This window comes from Kurthia sibirica (genome assembly GCF_003143975.1).
In the GTDB taxonomy this organism is placed as follows: Bacteria; Bacillota; Bacilli; order Bacillales_A; family Planococcaceae; genus Kurthia; species Kurthia sibirica.
Window position 1 is genome coordinate 77,646 of record NZ_QFVR01000002.1, and the last position, 24,651, is coordinate 102,296.

A 24,651-nucleotide genomic window follows, 5' to 3' on the forward strand; every position below is an offset into this window, starting at 1 on the left:
CTCTCTCTATGTATTAATTTCCAAAAAATCAAATTTTTTAAAGCTTTTATAGTATATTAGATACTAATTAATGGTAGGATTAAACTATTATTGTAGCAAAGGAGTTTTTCAATTGAATCATAAGTCATCTATGAAAAGAAAAATGATTATCGATATTTCTTTAATTTGTCTATTTTTATCACTAATAGCGTTTATCTATCTTTATATTTCTTCAACACATAAGAAAGAACTTGAAAACGCTTCTGCTTCAAAGGATCATTTAATTATTAAAGAAACTGAAGACACTTTCTACAAGCATGCAGAGTTGTCTTATAAAACAGATGATCTCTCCTATAAAATTCAATACCCTAAAACATCATCTAAGAAGCTCAATACCGACATTCAAAAAGCAATAAATAACATGAAACAAACCTATATTGATACACATTCTAAAGATTCCTCACTATCTATAGATTATGATGTATACAAGAATGAAAAAACCTACTCATTTGTTTTATCACAAAAAGTCAAAGAAGGTATAGTCTTTACGGAAAAAAACTTTTTAAATTTCACATTTGATACGGAAAACGATGTAAATCTTTCTTTAAAAGATATCATTCCGACAAATAAAGAATTAAAATATGCTCAGCTATTAATCAATAAAAAATTACAACAACAAGACGCAAGCAAAAAATATTTCAAAGAACAGCATAAAGAATTACAAATTGATACAGATTCTCGTCATTTCAATAACTTTGCATTGGATCAGCAACGTATTATTTTTTATTTTAATACGGGTGATTTTACACGCCCTTATAATGGTACAGCTAAAGTTATCATTGAACGAACAGAGCTTAATCAAGTATTAGCTACCGCTACTAAAAAAGAACAACCCATAAAAAAAACAACGGCAATTGTCGCTAAAAAATCAAATACTGCGAGTAAAAAAGAGCAACCTATTAAAAAAGGAACCGCAACCGCTGCTAAAAAAACAGCAACTAAAAAGCAAAAAGTAGTGGCCTTAACTTTTGATGATGGTCCAAATACTACTTCCACTGTAAAAATATTATCAATTTTGAAAAAACATAATGCTAAAGCAACATTTTTCATTGTTGGTAATCAAGCAAAAGCCAATCCATCCATCGTCAAAAAAATTGCTGCTGAGCAACATGAATTAGGCAATCATACATTCGCTCATCCTGATTTAAAAAAATTATCAACTAAAAATATTCAACTACAAATTTCATCGACAAATAAATACATCAAGGCGGCAAGCGGGCAAAATCCAACGGTTTTCCGTCCACCATACGGTTCAACGAATGCCTCTATTAATAAAATTGCACAATTACCTGCAGTTTTATGGGATGTTGACACACTGGACTGGCAACATCGTAATCCCAATAAAACATTCAACAATATTAAAAAAAATACCCGTAATCACTCGATTATTTTGATGCACGATATTCACATGACCACGGCCGATGCACTTGATCGCTCTATGACGTATTTAGAAAAACAAGGCTATTCATTTGTAACAGTATCGCAGCTTCGAAAAATTAAAGCTGCATCATCAAAATAATCCTATTGTCTCTAGACAATAAAACAGCCCACTGTCGGTCGTTACCGATTGTGGGCTGTTTCTTTATATTCAAATGTCTTATTTCATCTGAGACCAAGCAGGTAAGCTATTGGTTAACGGCTGATCTTGCCGTTCACCTAATACATAATCTGCTTGCATCAATGTATGAATTTCACGCGTCCCTTCATAGATGACAGGTGCTTTAGAATTCCTTAAAAAACGAGCAACTGGAAAATCATCTGAGTAGCCATATGCACCATGAATTTGAACTGCATCATCCGCAGCTTGATTGGCAAAATCACAGGCCTGCCATTTGGCAAGAGAAGTTTGACGCGTATTGCGCACACCTTGATTTTTTAGTTCACCCGCCTGATAAACAAGTAAACGGCTCATCTCATAGCCGGCTGCCATTTTCGCCAACATTTGTTTGACGAGCTGGTGCTGACCAATCGGTTTACCAAAAGTCTGGCGTGTTTTACAATAGGCCACGCTCGCCTCAAGACATGCATCAATTAATCCAACGGCTCCAGCCGCCACAGTAAAGCGTCCATTATCTAAAGAAGCCATTGCAATTTTAAAACCTTCTCCCTCTTGACCAAGTAGATTTTCCTTAGGTACTAGCATATTATCAAAAAATAATTCACCTGTATTGCCCGCTCGAATACCATATTTTCCTTTAATCGCTTTTGAAGAAAAACCAGGCATCGTCCTTTCAACAATAAATGCTGAAATCCCTCGATGTTGGAGCGTTGTATCCGTATAAGCAAATACGATAAAATGATCCGCGACATCACATAATGAAATCCATGTTTTTTGGCCGTTAAGTCGATAATGATCTCCTTCCAAACGAGCCTTTGTCGTCAAAGCAGCAACATCTGACCCAGCACCTGGTTCTGTCAAACCAAATGCACCAATTTTTTCACCTTTAGCTTGCGGCACCAAATAGCGTTGTTTTTGCGCTTCTGTACCCCATTGCAGTAGTGACATACTATTTAACCCGGTATGAACGGATACAGCTGTCCGAAACGCTGTATCGCCTCTTTCAAGCTCCTCACAAGCAATAGCCAAGGAATTATAGTCCATACCGCTACCTCCGTACTGTTCTGGTATACAAATACCGAGTAACCCAAGATGCGCCAATTTTCGCCAAATTGCTGGATCAAAGCTACCCGCCGCATCCCATTTTGAAATATATGGAATAATTTCGTCATCTACAAAATGCCTTACAGTTTGTCGAAGCATTTGCTGCTCATCAGAAAAGCGAAAGTCCATACGAACCACCTATCCTTTAATAATATTTGTCGACATTAGCTGCGTCTCACGAATGGTCACTCCATGATTATTCATCTCCGACATATATACTTCACCTGGTACAGCAATTTCTGGTGGTACTACACCACGTTTTTTAATCGTACCATCACCAACTAGTTGTGCCACAACAGAAATAGTACTAGCTGTTGCTAAAGCCATAGCTGTTTCGCGACTATCTGCATCGCGATACGCTACCATATCATATTCAAAAGATGCTCGTTCTTCGCGTAGCTCACCATGTACTTCTACACGTAATAATATCGCATCCGTTTTGTCACCAAGCTGCAATTGTTCATCTAAATAACTGTGTAATACATCGCGTATATCAACTGTTTCACCCGTTTTCAACTTTACTTTATTCCCACGCTTCGTTAAACCTAACTCCACTAACAGCTTAAATTTTTCGGCATGTCCTGCGTAGCGTATTGTTTTATATTCCAATGTTTGTAACTCTGGGAAGGACTGTGGCAATGTCGATAAGCCACCACTCGTATGGAAGGCTTCCAAGCCACTAAAACCAGGGAAATATAAATTTTCAATTTCAGTTAGCGATTGCAATTCTTTTTGACGACCATGTCGAATAACCACTGCAGGATCCGTATAATGATCAAAAACACCATCTAACGAGAAGACGACATTATAATTTAATGGTGGATTTTTCACTAATGGTATGCCACCCACATATAATTTAATCTGACGAACATGGTCCAATTTAGATGCACCATATCCTGCTAAAATATTTGTCATGCCAGGAGCAACTCCAAGGTCAGGAATAATCGTAATTCCTCTATCCTTTGCTTGGGCATCAAGCTTTAATACTTCATCTGTAACGCCGCCAATATGACCACCTAAGTCGACTGAATGCACGCCTACTTCAATAGCCATTTTTGCTACTTGTACATTAAATGAATAAAAAAGCGCATTGACGACTACATCGGCTTTGCTCATCGCATCTTTTAACTGCTTTTCGTCATTGGCATCAACTTTTAGTAATTCTAGTTTGTCGCTGTTTAATTTTTCGGCAAATGCTTGTGCCTCATCAAGATGAAGATCGGCTAAATAGATTTTGTCCACCTTTGGGCTATTGACCATATCTCTCGCAATTTCTTTTCCCATTAAACCTGCACCTAGTATTGTTACTTTCATCGAATTGTCCCCCTATGCGAATTTAGTTAGTATCAATTTGAGCTCGTTGTAGCTTGCCACTATAATCAATATAAATACTCTTCCATTCTGTATAAACATCCAACGCTGCTATCCCTGAATCTCGATGACCATTCCCCGTACCTTTTGTTCCTCCAAAAGGTAGATGAATTTCAGCACCCGTTGTTCCCGCATTCACATAAACGATACCCGTATCCAAGTCTCGCTGTGCCTGAAATGCTCGATTTATATCCTTTGTGAAAATGGAACTAGACAGTCCGAATTTTACGCTATTATTCACTTCAATCGCTTCTTCCAAAGAAGATACGCTTATAAGAGACAAGAGTGGCCCAAATATTTCTTCTTGAGCTAACCTTGAATGAGCAGCAACATCCGTAAATAATGTCGGCGCATAATAATTCCCATATGCGAGGTCTCCCTCTGTTAAAATCATGCCACCTTTCAAAAGTTTAGCGCCCTCTTGAATACCAATTTGTGTATAGCTATGAATTTTATGCAAAGCAGTTTTATGAATAACTGGTCCAATTTTCACCGACTCATCAGCGCCATTTCCAATTGTCATTTTAGCCATCGCAATGAGCAACTTCTCTTCTAATATCGCTTTGACCTCTTCATGAACAATGACACGACTACAGGCTGTACAACGTTGACCAGCTGTTCCAAACGCACTCCAGACAATCCCTTCAACAGCCAACTCAATATCCGCATCATCCATGACGATAATGGCATTTTTACCTCCCATCTCCAATGATACTTTTTTCAGATGACGCCCTCCTAGCTCAGCTACCTTGCTGCCTGTATCCGTTGAACCCGTGAAAGAAATCACCTTCACATCGGGATGTTCAATAAGCGTTGTACCTACATCCCCTCCCGAGCCAAAAACAATATTCGCCACACCAGCTGGCAATTGTACTTCATCGAATATTTTTGACATCTCATAGGCCATTATTGGTGTCTCTGAAGATGGCTTCCAGATGAAACAGTTACCCGCGACAATTGCAGGAAATGATTTCCACGTGGCAATTGCTACAGGGAAATTCCAGGGTGTAATCAATCCAACCACACCAATGGGTGATCGGACACTCATCGCAAACTTATTTTCCAGCTCCGACGGTGTCGTTTCACCAAATAGACGACGCCCCTCACCTGCCATGTAAAAAGCCATATCAATTCCCTCTTGTACTTCTCCTCGTGCTTCTTCTATGACCTTACCCATTTCCTTTGTTAAAATTTGTGCCAACTGTTCTTTTTTTTCTTTCATTTTTTGACCAATGGAAAATAAATAATCTGCTCGCTTTGGTGCGGGTACTAAAGCCCATTTTTTCTGTGCTGCTTTAGCAAATGCCACCGCTTCATTTACAAGATCCTTTGATGCCATCGGAACATGCGCAATTTCCTCATTCGTAGCGGGATTAATTACGGGTATAAAATTCATGTCATCAATCGATGTCCAAGAACCATTTATATAATGCTGAAGCTTCATACAAATCCCTCCTCATTGTCCTATTAAAAGTAGTACCTATATACATATATTCTTTTAAAAACGCAATTATCCTTTATTTATGTTTTATTTTTCTACAATATGTTTTTCCTTTAAAAGTGAAATCGAAACGTTTTTCTCATCAAATTCCGCTCATTTTTTTAAAAAGATACATGTTCATTTAGGTTAAAATGGTATACTAAAAATTATTTATACTATATAGGGCATTTTTAGTATTACTTTAAAAAGTAATTTATTTATTTATTTTACTTTTTTAGTACTAATTTGATGTTTATGACTGTTTTTGTTATATTCACATAAGGAGGTGCGACAATGAAAAAAGTTGTCATAAGCATTGTCATTATTTTATTTTTTGTTTTGGCATTTTTAATTGGTTTCAATTATACAAATTTATGGGCCGATGATATAGAAACGCTTCAGAGCCCTTCTAAACCTCCCATCAAAAAAATTCAATCAAATGATACACCTTCCTATAAAATTGGTGACCAAGCTATTCAGAAGCTCGAAAAGAGACATGGTGATCTACTCTACGAAGGCTATAATGCTACATCATATGAAATGGACAATACATCCACTAACATTAAAAAAATCGTTACATTTTCCGTACAGAAAAATACATTGAGCGTCAAAAAGACATCGCGGAGTAATCAATTCAATTCTGTCGTTGCAGATACTGCGCTACAGCAACAACTTTGGCAGAATTTCACAGCAATTATTCCTGCTGAAAATCGTCAAATGATTGTCCAATTTGAAATTATTACCGATGGAATCGATGGCATATTAGGTTATGTTCAACAATTAAATAACCCGCAACAATGGTCCTTAGCGCTCGATTATAAAGATGCTGCTAATTTAAACGCGTTGTACGCAACAATTGTCCATGAATATGGTCATCTTTTTTCTTTAAATTCATATGAATTTTCAAGTCTGCAACAAACCGGGTGTAAAAACTACGCTCCAGATGAAGGATGCTTAAAGAAATCATCGTATCTAAATATGTACTACGATGATTTTTGGAAAGGTACAACCATCAGTGAATGGCGCGAAGACTCAACAATTGCAGATGATAGTGATATACAATCCGCATTTTTCGCAACACACCCAGGAGAATTTGTCACAGAGTATGCTACAAGTCATCCTGTTGAAGACTTTGCAGAATCCTGGATGTATTTCGTATTATCTGAAAAACCTCAACGCTACACACTATCCGATGATAAAATTTTATTTTTTTATAACTTTCCCGAACTCATTCAATTACGAAATACCATTTTGACAAATCTCGTGAAACGTTATTAATATAAAAAGTGAACTATTCTTGTAAAATTGCCCAAGCAAAAAAAGACCTAAGTCCAGTAGAATATGGAACTCAGGTCTTTTTGGTTACTTATATTTTTGTCTATTGTTAGTCAGCCAGTTTAGATCCATGTATTAAAGATTGTTGCCTCAATAGTACATATGGACCACTGTTTTAGTTGTAGGTATTGGCTATGTGATTATAGCGCCATATTTCTCTATATCAAGGGCGGCAATTAGCTCTTTTACTAGTAATAATTTATACTGCTCAGTAAAAATCAGTACTACTGTTTAGTAGTCGCATACGCCACCCTCTCCTAAATAATACGATGTTCAATCGGCTCTCCCTTATAAAAACTTGTCATAGACTGAATATTCATCTCCATCATTTTCTTACGGGTACGAAGCGTGGCACTGCCGATATGCGGTGTTGCAACAAAGTTTTTAAGCGTTAATAACGGATGTTTTACAGAAACAGGTTCTTGTTCAAAAACATCTGATGATGCAGCCCATATATCATTGTTTAACAGTGCCTCGTAAAGAGCGTCCTCTTGTACGATTCCCCCTCTTGCAACATTAATTATTGTCGCCGTACTTTTCATTAAAGCTAACTCTCTTGAACCAATTAACCCTTTTGTTTCAGCAGTTAAAGGTGTGAGCACAATGATGAAATCGGCTTCGCTCAATAGATGATCTAACTGACGATAGGAAACACCATACTGTTCTTCGGCCTCCATCCTGCGATTACGATTATGATAAATAACATCCATATCAAAACCTTTAGCACGTTGCGCAACTGCTTCACCGATACGCCCCATACCAATAATACCTAAAGTAGCACCAAAAACATCCATGCCCGCTAGCTGATTGACTCCCCAATAAGTCCACTGTCCACTGCGAAGCTCATCCGAAGCTTCCACAATTCTTCTTGCCGTTGTTAACATTAAAGTGAACGCTAAATCTGCCGTTGTATCCGTTAAAACACCGGGTGTATTTGTTACAGCAATACCCAATTCCTTCGCAGCCACTAGATCAATATTGTTATAGCCGACTGCTAAATTACAAATGAGCTTTAAATTAGGCGCCGATGCTAACAATTCACGATCCATTTGATCGCCCATAATTGTCCAGATAATCGTCGCTTCTTTTATCACTTCTTGCAAACGCATATGAGGCATATTTTTCTCTATTGTAGGCCATTGCCTAACATCTGCCCACTCCTTTAATGGCGCTACTACCTCTTCAGGCAATTTACATGTAATCCACAGAACTGGTTTCAATCCAAAAACCCCTTTATTATTTTTTTAAATTGTATCATGATTCGTATTTTTACCAAAATTTATAGGATTGTGAATAACTATTTTGTCATCCTTTCAATATTCGAAAAAGTTATCCACACCCTCTGTGTAAATGTTTTGGGAAATAATAAGCGAGATGAATAAATATCCAAAAATACTGCATATTTTTTTACGAAAATCATCTCTTACGCTAATTCCGATGTCCAAGTCAACTATTGAGCTGGGGCGTGATTTGGATGTTTCAAATCACACCACTTATTCTACTTGTTCATTTTGGAGGAGTGCTTTCTGGCAGGAGTCCTCGTCCTTTACTACACCAATCATTCACTCTAAATGCAAACCAATTTCTGGATCCTTCCTATTCAACAAAATCTTCGCTTGAAAATGATCAAGGCGTCTACATTCAAATGCATTGCGTTTTAAAACCTTTATTTTATGATGAATACCTTCTAACAAGCCATTTAAAATCTCTACTTGCCCATTTTTAAACGTATGAATCGCTGGCATTGTGCTTTTTTGCGTTACATACTACAAGTTCGCTTCTCTTGCGGAATTAGTTGAAGCGAGGTCCCCAGAAAGCGTTGAGCAGAGATAGTATTGTTTGAAAACCCTAATAAATATTATAGAACCGGAAATCTAGGTGGAACGTAAAAAAGACCGAAAATCTACTAGAGATTTTCGGTCTTTTTGTAGTTTGGCGATTTATAAATCGTCGAAACCATTGTCTTTTACATTTACTTTTACGTATTGACGTGATTTTTGTTCGAAGAAATCTGTTTTACCTGCATCAACATTTTCGTAAGCATTAATCCACTTAAGTGGATTTTTACGGTAGCCTTCGAATGGACGTTCATAGCCTAATTGATTACAGCGTACATTTGCGTAGAAATAAATATAATCTTCTACATCTTCTACATCTAAACCATCAATTTTAGTACCGATTACATCATGAGCCCACTCGATTTCCAATGCAGCTGCTTCGCGGAAAATACCTGCTACTTTTTCAGCACGCTCTGGCGTATCATATTGTGGATATTCAGCTAATAATTCTTTATAAATTTTCACGAATAAATCAACATGAAGTTGTTCATCACGGTTAATATAGTTAATCATCGTACTTGTACCAACCATTTTTTGGTTGCGTGCAAGGTGATAAAAGAAGCTGAAGCCAGAATAGAAGAATAACCCTTCTAAAATAACATCGTAGACGATTGAATCTAACATATTTTCAATTGTTGCATTTTCAGAGAATTTTTCATAACCTTTTAAGACGAATTCATTACGTTTTTCTAATACTGGCTCTGTTCTCCAGAAATCAAAAATACGATCTTGTTCATCCTTTGATACTAAGCTCGATAGAATATATGAATACGAGTGATTATGAATAACCTCTTGTTGTGCAAGGATGATCATAAGTGCATTTAAACTTGAATCCGTTAAGTAATCGGCTACTTTACCTGCATAGTCTGTTTGAACACTATCAAGTAAAGCTAATAGACCAATTACTTTTTTGAATGTTTTTTGCTCTTCATCCGTTAAGTTTGAAAATTGTTTAACATCGGTCCCCATATTAATTTCAAATGGTGTCCAGAAATTTCCAAGCATTTTCTTGTATTTTGGATACGCCCAACTGAAGCGGACGTCATCCCAGTTTAGAACATTTGAAGAACGACCATTGACGATAGCCGTCGAACGGTTTGGTGCATCTTTGTCCATCAATACTCGTTTTTGAATTTCAGTCATAATTACATATCCTCTCTATCTACTAATTAGCTTGCGCAAGATTCACATTCAAGTAACTCTACAGATGTTGAGCGCACGTAATAAGTTGTTTTGATGCCGCTATTCCAAGCGTTTAAGTGTAATTCCAATAAATCTTTTGCTTTTACAGTATTTTGTACATATAAATTCAATGAGATCCCTTGGTCAATATGGCGAGCACGTGCAGCATTTTGTTTAATCGTCCAATTTTGATCGATGAAGTATGCTGATTTGTAGAACCATGTTGTTTTTTCATTCAAGTCTGGAACAGTTACAGGAATTTTATAATCTTTTTTCTCTTCAGAGTAACTCTTCTGGAAGATTGGATCGATACTCGCCGTACTACCCGCAATAATAGATGTTGATGAGTTTGGAGCAACAGCCATTACATATCCGTTACGCATACCTAAATTGCCAATCGATTCACGCAACTCATTCCATTCTGCACTATCGTAACCGTGCTTATCAAAGTAAGCGCCTGTATCCCAATCTGAACCTTCAAATAGTGGATAAGCACCTTTTTCTTTTGATAATTCATGAGAAGCTTTAATTGTTAAGTAAGCAATTTGCTCGTATAGCGAATCTGCATACGCTACAGACTCATCTGATTCCCATGTAATTCCTTTTTGAGCCAATAGGTGATGCCAACCAAATGTCCCTAAACCAATACCACGATAGCGTGAGTTCGTACGCTCAGCTTGTGCCACTGGAATCGAATTTAATTCGATAACATTGTCCAACATACGTACTTGAATTGGGATTAAGCGTTCAAGAACATTTGCAGGAACTGCGCGACCTAAGTTGATTGAAGAAAGATTACATACTACGAAATCCCCTGGTTTACGGCGCGTAACAATGACATCATCTTCGATCGTTACCGATTCAAAAGTTGTTGCACTCATATTTTGCATAATTTCAGTACAAAGGTTTGAAGAATAAATCATACCTTGGTGATTATTGGCATTCTGACGATTTACTTCATCGCGATAGAACATAAATGGCACACCAGTTTCTAATTGTGAACGCATAATACGTTTCATAATATCGATTGCTTGTACCGTATCTCTTTCAAGAGCTGGATTGTCTACACAAGCCATATATTTCGTACGGAAAGAGCCTTCTCCACGTTTTTCGTCATATGAATCTTCTAAATCAAAGCCCATGATTGTGCGAACTGCGTGTGGATCAAATAAATGCCATTCGCTACGACTTTCTACTGCTTCCATGAAAATATCCGGTAAGCATACGCCCGTGAAAATATCATGTGCACGCATACGCTCGTCACCATTATTTAATTTTAAATCTAAGAATGGGAAAATATCTTTATGCCATACGTCTAAGTATACTGCGATCGCACCTTGACGTTGACCTAATTGGTCTACTGATACCGCTGTGTTATTTAATTGTTTGATCCAAGGAATGACACCGCTTGATGCACCTTTAAAGCCACGAATTGAAGAACCACGGCTACGTACTTTACCCATGTAAATACCGATACCGCCACCGAATTTAGATAGTGTTGCAACATCTGTATTTGAATCATAAATACCTTGTAATGAGTCATCTACTGTGTCGATGAAACATGACGATAATTGACCATGTGTTTTACCCGCATTTGATAATGTTGGTGTAGCAGTCGTCATATACAGGCTACTCATTGCCCAATATGAATCTTGAATTTTCTCAAAGCGATTTTCTTTTTCATCTTGCATTAATGTCATTGCGATAATCATCCAACGCTCTTGTGGAAGCTCCAGTAATGATTTATCAAAATCACGTGCTACATAACGGTCTAATAATGTTTTAAGACCGATATATGTGAATAGTTCATCTCTTTCAGGCTCGATTAAAGCACCGATTGCATGACGTTCTTCTTCCGTATATTTTGTAACGAGGAAATCGCTATATAAACCACGATCTACTAATTTTGTAATTTGATTTGAAAAACCATTATATACTTCGTTAAAATCTGTAATATTACGTTTATCAGCAGCTTCACGGTATGTGTCCACGATTAAAAGACGTGCAGCAACAAAAGTCCAAAATGACTCATCTTCATCCAGTAAACCAAGAGCATCTAAACTCATTGCTTTCGTCCATTCTGCATCATCTGCATCTGGATGTTTTGTCATGAAACGCTCATGTTTGCGAACTAAAGGACTAATTTCTTCTCGACCGTACTTCTCCTCAAGTTTCTTTAATAGAGCTTCTCTACCCTGTGTCATCATTTGTACCATTTCCTCACGTCTCCCTTTTAACATTTAATAATTTCGAAATAAATTCAAAAATAGCTGCAAATAAAATAACAGTAAAAAACATATCGTAACGATACGATTCACTGCCCTAGGTATTTGCTACAATTTCTCAATTTTCGAATGGAATTTTATACTTTTTTTAGAAAAAAACTATTTTTTTACTGATATTGGGTTGACAGACCAAAAGAAAAATGAGCCATTTATCTCTTACCCTAAAAACAAGTGCTAAATTCAACCATACACTATATATAGTGTTTGTATTTATTACCTTTTCAACTATCTTGTGTTTTTGACCTATATTTAATCTAACATAATCGAAATGGTTGTTTCAAGATTAAAGTCAAAATTGAAGAAAATCATAGCAAAAGGCCTATAAATAATTATGGTCATCTAGCTTTTATATTCTTTAGGATGATTTTCTATTTTTAAGGTGCTGTATTTTTGATATTTAATGGTTGAGGGGCAAATTGCCACTCAACCTCATAATATTTTGTAATCTATTGTTCATATTCTTTCGTAAAATTGAGGATTACACCAGTGTACGCATCAATTGTTAATGCATATTCATACGTACCATCGCGCACTTCCACTTCGTAGATAGCATTCGACAAGATCATTTTTGTAACCGTACCACCTACTCGAGCAAGGGCTATAGATGATACACTTTGCTCGCTTAAAAGCTTCTTCACTATAGGTTCTGGTTTCTGTACCAGCTCGGTCGAAGGTTCTTCCGGTAGCGGTGTCATATCTTTATCATTTGGTTCTTCCAGCTGTTCTGTATTACTCGCTGATGAAATAGTCACTACTCCAGAAATCGCATCGACGAACATTGTAATCTTCATATCGTTAAACAACATCACAATATCATATCGTTTTTCGTTGCCGTTGTACACCATTGATTGTATATCGCCACTTTGTTTTTCTAATGCAAGCGTTCTAGCTCTCGTTTCATCGATTAAATTTTCATTATTCGGTTTAGTTACACTACTCTGATCGAGAACTGTCCCCGTCGAAGCATCCACTCGAATATGTTGCGTCCCCTTCGATGTATTGATAGAAAAGTGATAAACACCATTTTTCAAAGACGAATCAACAATCTTCCCTGGTAAATTGTTTAATGCAATTTTAGTTGCTGTTGTTTTTTGTACTGCTTTACTCTTTTTATTATCATTTTCTGTTATTTTTTTCTTTTGATAACTAGTCAAAGCTAATATAACCTTTTCATATGGGTCTATTTGAAGCGTATACACTGTCCGTTTCTTTTGAATCGTCACATAATATATACCTTCTTGTGAATCTAATCGGCTTTTTTTGAGCGTTCCCTGCTGTTTTGTTAATGCTAATTCTTTTACTTCTTTAGCTGTAAGCGGTGTTGCCAAATATTCGATTTTATTTTTCGTTCGTGATTTTATTTTGCCTGTGGTGATGGCAATAATAAACGTATAATCGTATTTTCCTCGCACCATTTCAATTTCATATGTTTGATTTTCACGATCCAATCGAACATTGTGTATGGTACCCTTTATTTTTTTTAGGGCGATTACTTTTGCATCATTTAACGTTAAATCAATTTTACTATGCATACTAGTAGCATTTTTTGCCACTTTGCTTATAAGTTCACCTGTATTTGCATGCAACTGCAAGTCGTAAATAATTTTATCTCGCCCTTTTACTTCAACATGATAAAGTTCATCATTTAACTGAATGGTTAAAACATCACCCGCGACATATTTTTGCACATATTTGCCGATTTGTTGTTTTGACAATAATTTACCTGTACTAGACTTCACCGCCATAACCCCTATACCAGCAGACAACAACAGAACGACGATGAGCATTGATCCTATTATCTTTTTCATAGCACTTTTCTACTCCTTGATTGTTTTAGAGATTAATTCACCCGATGTCCCATGAATTTGTAAAACAATTTTCGTCTGACCTTCTGACAATGTGATTAAATAATAGCCTCCGCTTGTAGTCTTGATAAATTCAGTCGCCTCTACTTTACCAGCCTCCTGTTCAGCAGCAATTCGCAATGCTTCCTTCGTAGAAATAAGCGCTGTATGTTTGACTGCTTGGTTTTCTGAAATCACTTCACCTGTTCGTGCATTTAAAATAATTTCTACCTCTCCATTATCCTGGGAAATAGTTGCACGATAAACAACGGCCCCTGCTTGCTCCGTCAAGTGCACTTTAAATTCACTATTCGGATAAAGTTTTTTTATTTTTTTTGACATATGTTTTTTAGTTTTTATATTTTTTTTATCAATGGTTTTTTCGAGATATGCTAAACTTTCTACATCACCGGTAGCTGCATTAATCGTTAAATTATACTGTTCATTTTGTTTATGCAATACAATTTCATAGGTATGCCCTACAGTAGCAAAATCGGTAATTTCTCCCCCATAAATTGATTCTATTCGTGCAAATACCTTAGCTGTTGTCGGTTTCGTATCCCCAGTAAAATGAGACCATAAATAGTATATGCATATCATAAGCACGACCCCTGAAGTAATTAAAATTGCATGCATCATTTTATTTTTCAGCATACAAATCATCCTCCTTAAAATACAAGAAAACACTTGTACCAACAGTTAGCTCACTTTCAATTGTCAACTCAATATTTAATTGCACGGCGATATTCTTAGCGATAGCAAGACCTAAACCGGTTCCCCCTGTTTTTCGATTGCGATCTTGGTTGACACGATAAAAACGATCGAATAGATGTGGTAAATCTTTCTCAGCGATCCCCTCACCAAAATCTTTAATTTCAATTTGCCTTAATTTTTTACGCAAATGAATTTCAATTGGTCCGTCACTATAATTTTTTGCATTTTCTAAAATAATAAAGAATAATTGATGGAGTCGTTTATCATCTGATATTATTTCCCATCTTTCTTTCGATGACAAAATAATTTGTCTGTTGTAAGATAATTCCATTTTACGATTAATTTTCTGCATCATTTCCTGTAGTTCAAGCGTTTCAAATTTTAATAAACGACCTTGGTTACTTTTTGCCAAATCCAACATTTGTTCGATAAGATCGCGCATTCTTTCAGACTCGCTCAATATAGCTTCCAAGGCCTCCGCTGTGATTTCCTTATTGTCTATACCTCTGCGATGTAACAAGCTTGTATACGACTCGATGACAGTTAATGGCGTGCGTAATTCATGTGAGGCATTCGATACAAAGCTATGTTGCTTATCGTAGTTTTGTTTAATATGAAAAATCATTTCATTGAAGGTTTTTGTCATCTCCCCCAGTTCATCATTGGATTCGCTACCATCAACAATTTGTTCGAAAGAATTCGATTGGCTATTTTTACGCATCGTGTCAATGAGTCGTTTAATAGGTTGTACTACAATACGTGCCAACGTCATACTCGATAAAATGATGAGTAAACTGCCAGCAAGTAACATAGCGAGCAAGACAAGGCTCAGCGTGTTCAAACTTGTCGTAACATCCTCAAGCTTTTGTTTAATATGCAGATTGACGATTGAACCATCTGACCAAATAACAGGTGTCACCGTCGATAAAATAGCCGTCCCTTCAATTTGTGTGATCATATATCGTTCTTTTAGTTCACCTTGTTTTAGCTGACTTAAACCATCTGTTGATTGTACAGATAATATCACTTCATCTTGATCATTTTTCACTTGAATCATACTCTTATTTGGCAAGTAGGCTCTTAAAATATCCTCTGGATTTGTCACGCCTGATGTTTGACTAATCGAAGTCATTAAGTTATCCGTGTTTCGTGATAATTGATCGTAAGCAGCATCATAGGCCATATCCTTGAAAAGCGTAAAGACACCCACTGTTGTTATGACTAAAATGACGAGCATCAACAAAGTTGAAAAAAAATGTATTTTCGTTTTCAGCTTCATTTATTGTTCACGTAAAACATAGCCAACCCCTCGGATTGTTTGGATTAATGTTTTATTTTGTCCTTGATCAATTTTCTGACGCACATAGCGAATATAAACATCGACGACATTTGTATCACCATAATAATCAAAGCCCCACACGGAATTCAAAATTTGTTCACGTGTCATCACTTGATTCGTGTTTTCCAACAAAAATAATAAGAGTTCAAATTCTCTTGGTGTCAATTCAATCAATTGACCATCACGATAAATTTCACGTGTTTTTTCATGCAATGATAAACCGCTATACATATGTAAATATTCATCAGCTTCCACAATATTTTCTTTTTTACTAAATCGCAGTATAGTACGAATACGCGCAAATAATTCATCAATTTCAAATGGTTTTGTCATATAATCATTTGCCCCTAAATCTAAACCCCTTACTTTATCGGCGACATCATCTTTTGCCGTCAGCATGATGACAGCTGTATGATCTTCAGTAGCACGAATGCGCTTCAATACTTCTAAACCATTTAAACCGGGTAACATCACATCCAACAATACAATATCCCATTGACCTTCTCTATATTTTATAAGACCATCTGTACCTGTATGTGCTACCCCTACTTGATACCCTTCAAATTCTAGTTCAAGTTGCAATACACGTGCAATCTTCTCTTCATCTTCAATTATTAATATGCTTTCGGCCAAAGTATTCACCTTTTCTTTCATTATTACTTTAAATATTACCATTTAATTATGAATTTACCGTGAGAAATTTCAATACTCTTTTCAACATTTTTACTTGTATACGATGTATACTTAATAGTGAATAGTTTAATCTTTTTGAACGAGGTGAAAACAATGACAAGCTTTATTGGAATTCAATTTATTGCGTTAGTAATCTTCCTTGTAACGCTAGTGACTTCAATAGTTGCCGGTAAATTATATTTTCTTTTACTCGGTTCACTAGTCGGAGTTGTGTTAATTTTATGGTCATTTGTAAAACGTAAAAATGACTTAGAAAAACAAAACTAATCGTAAAAATGAAAAACCTTCAGAGAAAGTAAGTACTTTCTTTGAAGGTTTTTTTTTCCATTTTTAGAAAAAGACAATGATCGTTAAGATAATTGCTAAGACAATCCGATAAATGGCAAATGGCATAAGTTTGATTTTCGAAATGAGTTTCAAGAAGAATTTAATCGATAGTAAAGCAAAAATAAAGGCACTAATGAAACCGACAATATAAAAACCGATATCGTCTGGATTAATATCTTTATAATGTTTCAATAATGAAACACCGGATGCTCCCGCCATAATCGGTACTGCCATAATGAACGTGAAGTCCGCTGCTGTACGATAATCTAAGCCTAGTAATACACCACCAGATATGGTTGAACCGGAACGTGAAAATCCTGGCCATAAGGACAAGCATTGGATTAAACCGACTTGAAACGCTTGTACATATGTCAGATCATCCAATGACGTGACACGTGGTTTTTTCCAAGCAAATTTATCCGCAATCATCATGAAAATAGCCCCGATAAATAAGCCAATAATCACTGTTTTAATGCTAAATAAATTTTCATCTATATAGCTTTCTAACAATAGACCGAATACCCCAGCTGGAATAATACCGACAATTACATGAAGTAAATTAAATTTATGGTGTTTTGTCTGCCCTTCAATATGATAAAGACCAATTAAACTCAGCAATCTTTTCCACATGACCACAACGACAGCTAAAATGGACCCAAGCTGGATGACTATTTTAAATGTATTTGCAGACGAGCTGCCTAAAAAATCCTGTGTTTTCAGCCACATATCGTCGACGATAATCATGTGTCCCGTAGACGACACAGGCGCAAACTCCGTTAAGCCCTCTACGATTCCTAAAATGACGGCCTTCATTATTTCTATCACATGCAATTCCCCTTTATGCTCTATTTATTTACTAATACCCAAATAATAGCATGAACAGGCGGCAAAAAGAATTACAGCTCTGTAAATTTTATATCGACAACCCACATTTCAGAGCGACTATTTGTACGTACTGGTGGGCCCCAAAAACCAAAACCAGATGTTGTAATCGCATGTAAATGCGCCATTTTTTTATATCCGTAATCCAGCGGGAAAGTTTTAGAGGTAATAAATTGATTGGGCCACATTTGACCACGATGTGTGTGTCCAGAAACTTGTAGATTAGCTCCAAGTGCATTTGGTGTCTCAATGTCATCTGGTGTATGGTCCATGATTAACCAGGGTAGTTCAGATGGTTGTTGTAGATCCTCTAACTTTTTGCGTGCTTTATTCGTTGCATCTTCACGTCCCGTTAATAGACAGACACCAGGAATCTCAATTGTTTCGTCAATAAGCATACGAATATTTGATTGTTCCATTTGATAAATTGTTTCCTTTAGTTGTTTACCATAGTATTCATGATTACCTAAAATACCATATACACCGTAGGTTGCACGTAATTTCAACATCTCTTCCGCCATATTGTACTTACCATACCAGTATGGTACATCATCTACTAAATCTCCTGCCAGCAATACAATATCTGGATTTTCTGCATTGGATAATTCGACAAATTTCTTCAACATGCCTTTGCGCATAACTAATCCAAAATGAAAATCACTACCTATACTGATACGTAATGATTGACCCGCTAACTTATTATTTGGAATCGTAATTTGCTGTCTGCGAACAACTGGTGCATAGGCGAAATAAACCCCAATTGCGATCACACCGACAAATAATAGTGCCGCAATGATTTCAATCGGTATTTTCATCGTAGTTGGCGTCAACCAAATCACTAAGTTTGTTAATGGAAATATCATTAATCCATATTGTAAAACAGCCATCCAATAATAGCCGATTATCGTGAACAGATCAAAAGAATGATTGATGCGACCAATGAGGATGCTATAAGCAATAATTACCCATATGATAGCAAATGGTAAAACGCTGTCCATATGACAGACATCATGTAAAAACTGTTGTATATTCCACCCTAAATAATAGACGACACTATTATATAGAAGAAACACTAAAATAATTGCTGGTATTTTCTTCATTTGCTCACCTCCATTTGTTTATATTGGCATATTTTTTACTGCATATAAACTAAAAACTATTCGTTTTTTAGATAATGTCAGCCTCAAGACCTAGTGAAAAGTCCATATCAAGACCGTTATGAAATGATGTATTATCTTTTATAATTAGGTTAACAAATGAAGGGAGGCGCTTTTCACATGAGAAAAGCTCTACTAATTATTTTAGGGATTATCGCCGCATGTATCGTATTAGGTTTATTAGGACCTCTAGTAGGTTTAGCAGTTTCAGCAGCCATCACATACGCGGGTCTTCACCTGTATTTAAAAGCAACTTCTTCTGTTGCTAAATTTATCGCCATTGTCGTTGGATTAATCGGTATCATTTCAGCAATTACAAATATTCCTGGATTGATAGCAATTATCGCATTAGCAGTGATTTATATGGTTTATCGTAAATGGGATCGTAAAGATCAATCCGTATTCAATTTCAAAAGAAAATCAAATGACCCTTTTACTAATTTTGAAAAACAATGGTCAGAAATTAAAAAATAAAAAAATATGAGGAGGTAGTGTTCCATGGGACTACTACAACGATTAAAATATTCAATAGAAGCAGATTTACATCAATTCTTCGATAAAAAAGAAAAGAAAAATCCAATTGCTATGCTCAATCAATATATTCGTGAAGCGGAAAAACAGACGGAAGAAACAGGCAAATATTTGGAGCGTCAAAGCCAATTAAAATATAAGCTTGAAAAAGAATTTGTCTATGCAACTGAAATGGTAGAAAAACGTCAAAACCAACTTACTTTAGCTCAAGCGAGTGGTGAATTGGATTTGGTAGAATTTGCACAAGATGAAGTAACTGCTTATGTTACACGTCAAACCGCATTATCTGCCAGTATTGAACAAGTTACACAAGAATTATTTAATCTTGAACGTAAATATGAAGAAATGAAACATAAAATTAAAGATATGAAAGTACGACAACTTCAATTGATGGGTAAAGAAAATGTTGTCCGTGCAAACACAGAGATGGATCGCGTACTTTCTCCAGAGTCACGTAACAAACACAATGAACGTTTAGATACTTTCGAAGTGATGGAAAATTATATCGATAATTTAGGTAAAAAAATCGATCATGAGCATGAAATCACATCAATGGAAGAACGTCTTGCGTTACTTGAAAAAAAAGACGTACCAATGAATAAATCAATTGATTAATGAATAACACATAAGAAAGTTATGTGTCATAGTTCATAAATAAGTTCTGTTTATTGTACAATAGACAAAACAAAGAAGAGAGGGCCTTTGTAAAATGCCTTCTCTTTTTATTTATTACATAAATGATAGGAGGGATTCTAATGAAAAATATTTCAACCAATACAGTAACGAGCCTTTTACTTCTCGCGATTACGCTAATTGTAATTGAAGGATTTATATTCGGCAACGCGATGGCTATTTTCGCATTAGTAGGTGTTTATATAGTATATCTTGCAATAAAAAAACAACGTAAACAATTATTTTGGGTTGGGGTAATTATGTTATTCATCGCCCTTCTATCCATGTGGAGCCTACGCCTTCTTCTTATTTTGACACTCGTCTATATTTTATGGAAAATGAAGCAAGGGTCTCCCGTACAAATTAATATTAATAATTTCCAAAAAAATAGCGAAGGTTCGAAAACAAATAAACTCATTGTATTTGATGATCCTCAATCGGATACCTACACTTGGCAGGATGTCCATGTTCAAAATTTTGTCGGCGAAGCGGCTGTAGATACAACATCCACTATTTTACCAAAAGGTACGTCATTCATCTCCATCCGACAAGTTTTCGGGAAAATAGTCATCACTGTTCCGTATGAAGTTCCTGTACGTATTCATTACAATACAATGGTGGGCGAAGCGAAAATTATGGGTGAATCCTATTCAAGGTTGTGGAATGATCGTATTGCTTTACGTGATGGTTACGTCGATGGTCAACTGCCAGAACGTGAATTGGTTATTATTGCATCCTCTTTTTTCGGAGATCTTGAGGTGACACGTAAATGACAAAAATAATTTGGCGCACGCTTGTATTGGCCATATATATGCTCACATTAACCGCCTTTATCCTCTATATACTCTGGGGAGAAAAAGTAAGTAATTGGGAAAAATTAATGAATGATTATTTTTATAATCTTCCACTAGGTGGTTGGATTTTACTTTGTTTTATCGCATTAAGTTTTGTTATTGCACTCTGGTCTGTTTCAATTGCAACACAAAAAGATCGCCAAATCGCTAAATATTTAGAAGAACTCTTGCATAATGACCATGCGATTCATAAATATCGTCAAATGCCAAAGAAAAATAAAAAAGCTTTAATGGCCATCGATGATTTAATTCAATCACAGAAAAAAAGTCTACAACGGATCACAAATGATAAAGCAAATATACAAGAAAAAAAAGTACAAGAACGCTTGATTCAAGAACGTCAAAGACTTGCTAGAGAACTACATGACTCCGTATCACAACAGCTATTTGCTGCTTCTATGCTATTATCCGCAACAAACGAAACAATGGGTGATAGCTTACCTGCACATAATGCAAAACAGTTAATGCAAACAGAAAAAATTGTACAACAAGCTCAACTTGAAATGCGGGCATTATTGCTTCATTTGCGACCAATTGCCTTAAAAAACAAATCATTGGCACAGGGTTTGCAAGATTTAATCGATGAACTTCGTCAAAAAGTGTATTTTAATATTCAAGAAAAGTTAGAAGAAGTATCGCTCCCAAAAGGGGCGGAAGACCATGTTTTCCGCATAGCTCAAGAAACATTGTCAAATACATTACGCCATTCAAAAGCAACCGAAGTCCAATTATTACTCGTCCAACGTGATAACCGTGTCATTTTCCGGCTGCAAGACAACGGTATCGGTTTTTCCATGCTAGAAGAAGATGAACATGCTGGTTCTTATGGATTACGTAATGTTGAAGAGCGTGCAATTGAAATTGGTGGTAGTTGCAAAATTATTTCTTTGCCACATGAAGGGACAATAATTGAAGTCCAAATTCCAGTAGAACAGGAGGAATCTACAATATGATACGTATTATTCTAGCCGATGATCACGAAATGGTACGCATTGGTGTTTCTGCTTATTTGGATGCACAAGCTGATATGGAAGTTGTTGGTGAAGCTGAGAATGGTCAACAAGCTGTTGAAATCGCATTACAACAGCGTCCTGATATTATTTTGATGGATATGGTTATGCCTATTATGACAGGGGCACAAGCGACTGCAGAAATTATTAAACAATGGCCTGAAGCAAAAATTATGATCGTTACTAGTTTTTTAGAAGATGATAAAGTATACCCAGCTCTTGAAGCAGGGGCTGTCAGCTATTTATTGAAAACAACAAATGCCAAGCAAATTGCTGAAGCAATCCGACAAACATATGCGGGTACACCTGTTTTTGAACCTGAGGTCACACACAAAGTAATGGAACGTATGCGTACCGCACAAACAAGAGCATTACATGAAGACCTAACCGAACGTGAACATGAAGTACTGCAGTTAATGGCGCAAGGTATGTCAAATCAACTCATTGCCGATGAATTATTTATTGCGCTAAAAACAGTGAAAACACATGTGAGTAATATACTATCAAAACTTGAAGTCCAGGATCGAACACAAGCTGTCGTCTATGCTTTTTCCAATAATATTGTAGATCAACAATAAATTAATGGTATTTTCAGTTTTGTCCTCAAACAAGATGACATTGCTTGAAAATACCTTTTTGTCTATTTTTCCCTAAAAATACAGATAATTTTATAAACTGCTGTCGTAGAAAAGACGTTTATGTATTATAATTATGATAATCTTCTTTATAGAAAGGTATGTATGTTGAACTTTAGTCAGATTATAAAAAACGAACGAATCAATCAAAAATTGACGCAACAGTCGCTGGCCAAAGGAATTTGCTCTACTTCTTATTTAAGTAAAATAGAAAAAAACAATGTGATAGCTCGACCTCATATCCAAGAAGCACTCTTACATCGCTTAAAGTTGGATACACGATCCATTAAAATATCACAAGAAGCAAACTTCCTTGATGAACTTTATGCAGAATATAAAAATTGTGTGCTCGTTAACAATAGTGAACAAGCACAAAAAATCTGGAGTCACTTCAATAATTTCACAATTGAATTTTCCTCACGAGAAAATTTTTATAAATGCAATTTATATTTGCAAAGAATCGCTATTATTGCTGAACAACCCGTATTAGAAATCGATGAAATTTCAAAAGCATTTCTCGCAATTGTAGATCATCTTCATCCGAGAGAGCTCTTTTTATACTATGTAAACTGCTGTCATTATTGCTACGCTAAACATTTATATGATGATGCTGTAATCTATATTAAACAAGCGCAAAAATGGATAGATGATCCAACCATTGAAAAATGGATGATTGGTGATTATCATCTCCTTGTAAGTTCGGTCAATCATGCCATTTACCAACATTCTGCATCCGTATCACAGGCATTTAAAGCCTTGAATATTTTTGAAAGCCTCAATTTACATATTCCTATTATCAATTGTTATTTACGTATTGGGATTTCAAATAATCGTAATGGTTTTTTTGAATATGCCAAGACAAATTTCGATACCGCTTATCGTTTTGCATTACAGTATGAACTAGTTGGATTTTATGGTCGAATTTTGCAAAATTTAGGTTATAATGCAGCATTAATGGGTGACTCCAAACTAGCAATCACTTACTACAAAAAAAGTTTATACTATAAAAATACCCTTACACCAAAACTTGTTTCTATTCATTCCATCGCCAAAGAATATTCCAAAACGGATGCTATTACGCATATACGAGCATGGTGCTCAAAAGGGAAAAAACTAATTGCAGATTCAGCTAAACCAACTAGCAATCGTAAGTATTTTTATCATTTCTCAATTTTAGAAATGTACCATGCTATTACAGCATTTGATGACGAGTTAATACTTGAAGCGATTGACTATTTCCAAGGTATTTCTGATTTACTAAACGTTCAAAAATATTCACTTATTTTAGCAAAATTCTATTTTAAAATGGACTATTTTGAAATGTCTGCACTTTATTTTGAACTATCTAGTGAAACAGCACTTACTGTCCAAGAACGTATGAATTGGCAAGATTTATCGTAAAAGAGAACAAACGAATGCCACTGAGACACCAGACAGTTTCTAGTAGATTTTCAATTAGTGATGGTTCATGCACAATCAATTTCGTTTTACATCTTAAAAATTCAGACTCTACGTCAACTATTGGGGTGGGATGATTTGCATTTTTCAAATCACCCCACTTTTTCTATTTGTTCATTTCGCACGAATCGCTTTCCACAAGAACAGCTATAACATTCATAGCGCTCAACTCACCTTTCATTCCTTTTTTCTCAGTAATTCAAGTATAAATGACTCGGTGGCGTTGTGCTTTTTGGCGTTACATACCACAAGATCGTGTCTCCCGCGGAAAGCGTCGAGCAGAAGTGGTATTAGTATCGAACCAATTTAAACAGGTCGTCATGAATTTTATCATGACGACCTG

At 36.0% G+C, this 24,651-nt stretch carries 22 protein-coding genes; 9 read left to right on the forward strand and 13 right to left on the reverse strand.

From position 1 onward, the window contains the following. Positions 1-112: 112 nt before the first annotated feature. Entirely contained in the window at positions 113-1,558 is a 1,446-nt protein-coding gene (locus DEX24_RS02050) for a polysaccharide deacetylase family protein (protein WP_170112805.1), read from the forward strand. A 78-nt stretch (positions 1,559-1,636) separates the two neighbouring features. Here DEX24_RS02050 and DEX24_RS02055 read toward each other — a convergent pair whose 3' ends face one another. The 3 genes from DEX24_RS02055 to DEX24_RS02065 are packed head-to-tail and all read right to left on the reverse strand — an operon-like array spanning position 1,637 to position 5,516. After that, positions 1,637-2,830, reverse strand: a complete 1,194-nt coding sequence (locus DEX24_RS02055) for an acyl-CoA dehydrogenase family protein (RefSeq protein WP_109304741.1) — start codon at positions 2,828-2,830, stop codon at positions 1,637-1,639. Between the two features lie 9 nt (positions 2,831-2,839). Further along, positions 2,840-4,015: a saccharopine dehydrogenase family protein gene (locus DEX24_RS02060; protein WP_109304742.1), complete on the reverse strand. Its 1,176-nt coding sequence runs from the start codon at positions 4,013-4,015 to the stop codon at positions 2,840-2,842. Positions 4,016-4,037: 22 nt separating this feature from the next. Next, positions 4,038-5,516: an aldehyde dehydrogenase family protein gene (locus DEX24_RS02065; protein ID WP_109304743.1), complete on the reverse strand. Its 1,479-nt coding sequence runs from the start codon at positions 5,514-5,516 to the stop codon at positions 4,038-4,040. Positions 5,517-5,846: 330 nt separating this feature from the next. On the opposite strand from DEX24_RS02065, the gene DEX24_RS02070 reads away from it, so the two are divergent. Further along, positions 5,847-6,830, forward strand: a complete 984-nt coding sequence (locus tag DEX24_RS02070) for a zinc-binding metallopeptidase (RefSeq protein WP_109304744.1) — start codon at positions 5,847-5,849, stop codon at positions 6,828-6,830. A 314-nt stretch (positions 6,831-7,144) separates the two neighbouring features. Here DEX24_RS02070 and DEX24_RS02075 read toward each other — a convergent pair whose 3' ends face one another. From DEX24_RS02075 to DEX24_RS02110, 8 genes are all read right to left on the reverse strand, one after another. Continuing rightward, entirely contained in the window at positions 7,145-8,107 is a 963-nt protein-coding gene (locus DEX24_RS02075) for a 2-hydroxyacid dehydrogenase (protein WP_109304745.1), read from the reverse strand. A 342-nt stretch (positions 8,108-8,449) separates the two neighbouring features. Continuing rightward, positions 8,450-8,632, reverse strand: coding sequence for a transposase (locus tag DEX24_RS17800; RefSeq protein WP_109304746.1), 183 nt, complete (start codon positions 8,630-8,632; stop codon positions 8,450-8,452). A gap of 195 nt (positions 8,633-8,827) precedes the next feature. After that, positions 8,828-9,868, reverse strand: coding sequence for a ribonucleotide-diphosphate reductase subunit beta (locus DEX24_RS02085; protein WP_109304747.1), 1,041 nt, complete (start codon positions 9,866-9,868; stop codon positions 8,828-8,830). A 26-nt stretch (positions 9,869-9,894) separates the two neighbouring features. Beyond that, a complete protein-coding gene (locus DEX24_RS02090; protein ID WP_109304748.1) occupies positions 9,895-12,123 on the reverse strand; it encodes a ribonucleoside-diphosphate reductase subunit alpha in 2,229 nt (742 codons plus the stop codon). Positions 12,124-12,638: 515 nt separating this feature from the next. Then, a complete protein-coding gene (locus DEX24_RS02095) occupies positions 12,639-14,000 on the reverse strand; it encodes a PepSY domain-containing protein (RefSeq protein WP_109304749.1) in 1,362 nt (453 codons plus the stop codon). A 9-nt stretch (positions 14,001-14,009) separates the two neighbouring features. After that, entirely contained in the window at positions 14,010-14,690 is a 681-nt protein-coding gene (locus DEX24_RS02100) for a PepSY domain-containing protein (RefSeq protein WP_170112806.1), read from the reverse strand. Beyond that, positions 14,677-16,029 (reverse strand): HAMP domain-containing sensor histidine kinase, encoded by a 1,353-nt coding sequence (locus DEX24_RS02105; protein WP_109304751.1) that lies wholly within the window; start codon positions 16,027-16,029, stop codon positions 14,677-14,679. The genes DEX24_RS02100 and DEX24_RS02105 overlap by 14 nt, the downstream gene beginning before the upstream one ends. After that, a complete protein-coding gene (locus tag DEX24_RS02110) occupies positions 16,030-16,722 on the reverse strand; it encodes a response regulator transcription factor (RefSeq protein ID WP_109304752.1) in 693 nt (230 codons plus the stop codon). It abuts the gene before it with no gap. A 153-nt stretch (positions 16,723-16,875) separates the two neighbouring features. Between DEX24_RS02110 and DEX24_RS17085 the strand changes: the two genes are divergently transcribed. Next, entirely contained in the window at positions 16,876-17,049 is a 174-nt protein-coding gene (locus DEX24_RS17085) for a hypothetical protein (RefSeq protein ID WP_170112807.1), read from the forward strand. Positions 17,050-17,112: 63 nt separating this feature from the next. Here DEX24_RS17085 and DEX24_RS02115 read toward each other — a convergent pair whose 3' ends face one another. Both DEX24_RS02115 and DEX24_RS02120 read right to left on the reverse strand, forming a co-directional pair. Further along, positions 17,113-17,940, reverse strand: a complete 828-nt coding sequence (locus DEX24_RS02115; RefSeq protein WP_109304753.1) for an undecaprenyl-diphosphate phosphatase — start codon at positions 17,938-17,940, stop codon at positions 17,113-17,115. Between the two features lie 65 nt (positions 17,941-18,005). Continuing rightward, the gene (locus DEX24_RS02120) at positions 18,006-19,091 is read right to left on the reverse strand and encodes a metallophosphoesterase (protein ID WP_246131344.1); all 1,086 of its coding nucleotides are present in this window, start codon (positions 19,089-19,091) and stop codon (positions 18,006-18,008) included. Positions 19,092-19,268: 177 nt separating this feature from the next. On the opposite strand from DEX24_RS02120, the gene DEX24_RS02125 reads away from it, so the two are divergent. From DEX24_RS02125 to DEX24_RS02150, 6 genes are all read left to right on the forward strand, one after another. Continuing rightward, entirely contained in the window at positions 19,269-19,622 is a 354-nt protein-coding gene (locus tag DEX24_RS02125) for a lmo0954 family membrane protein (protein ID WP_109304754.1), read from the forward strand. Between the two features lie 24 nt (positions 19,623-19,646). Beyond that, positions 19,647-20,294, forward strand: coding sequence for a PspA/IM30 family protein (locus tag DEX24_RS02130; protein ID WP_109304755.1), 648 nt, complete (start codon positions 19,647-19,649; stop codon positions 20,292-20,294). A gap of 140 nt (positions 20,295-20,434) precedes the next feature. Then, positions 20,435-21,124 (forward strand): cell wall-active antibiotics response protein LiaF, encoded by a 690-nt coding sequence (gene liaF, locus DEX24_RS02135; RefSeq protein ID WP_170112808.1) that lies wholly within the window; start codon positions 20,435-20,437, stop codon positions 21,122-21,124. Further along, positions 21,121-22,158, forward strand: a complete 1,038-nt coding sequence (locus tag DEX24_RS02140) for a sensor histidine kinase (protein ID WP_109304757.1) — start codon at positions 21,121-21,123, stop codon at positions 22,156-22,158. Before liaF ends, DEX24_RS02140 begins: the two co-directional genes overlap by 4 nt. After that, positions 22,155-22,793: a response regulator gene (locus tag DEX24_RS02145; protein WP_109304758.1), complete on the forward strand. Its 639-nt coding sequence runs from the start codon at positions 22,155-22,157 to the stop codon at positions 22,791-22,793. Before DEX24_RS02140 ends, DEX24_RS02145 begins: the two co-directional genes overlap by 4 nt. 162 nt (positions 22,794-22,955) lie before the next feature. Further along, the gene (locus tag DEX24_RS02150) at positions 22,956-24,251 is read left to right on the forward strand and encodes a helix-turn-helix domain-containing protein (RefSeq protein ID WP_109304759.1); all 1,296 of its coding nucleotides are present in this window, start codon (positions 22,956-22,958) and stop codon (positions 24,249-24,251) included. The last annotated feature ends 400 nt before the right edge of the window (positions 24,252-24,651 follow it).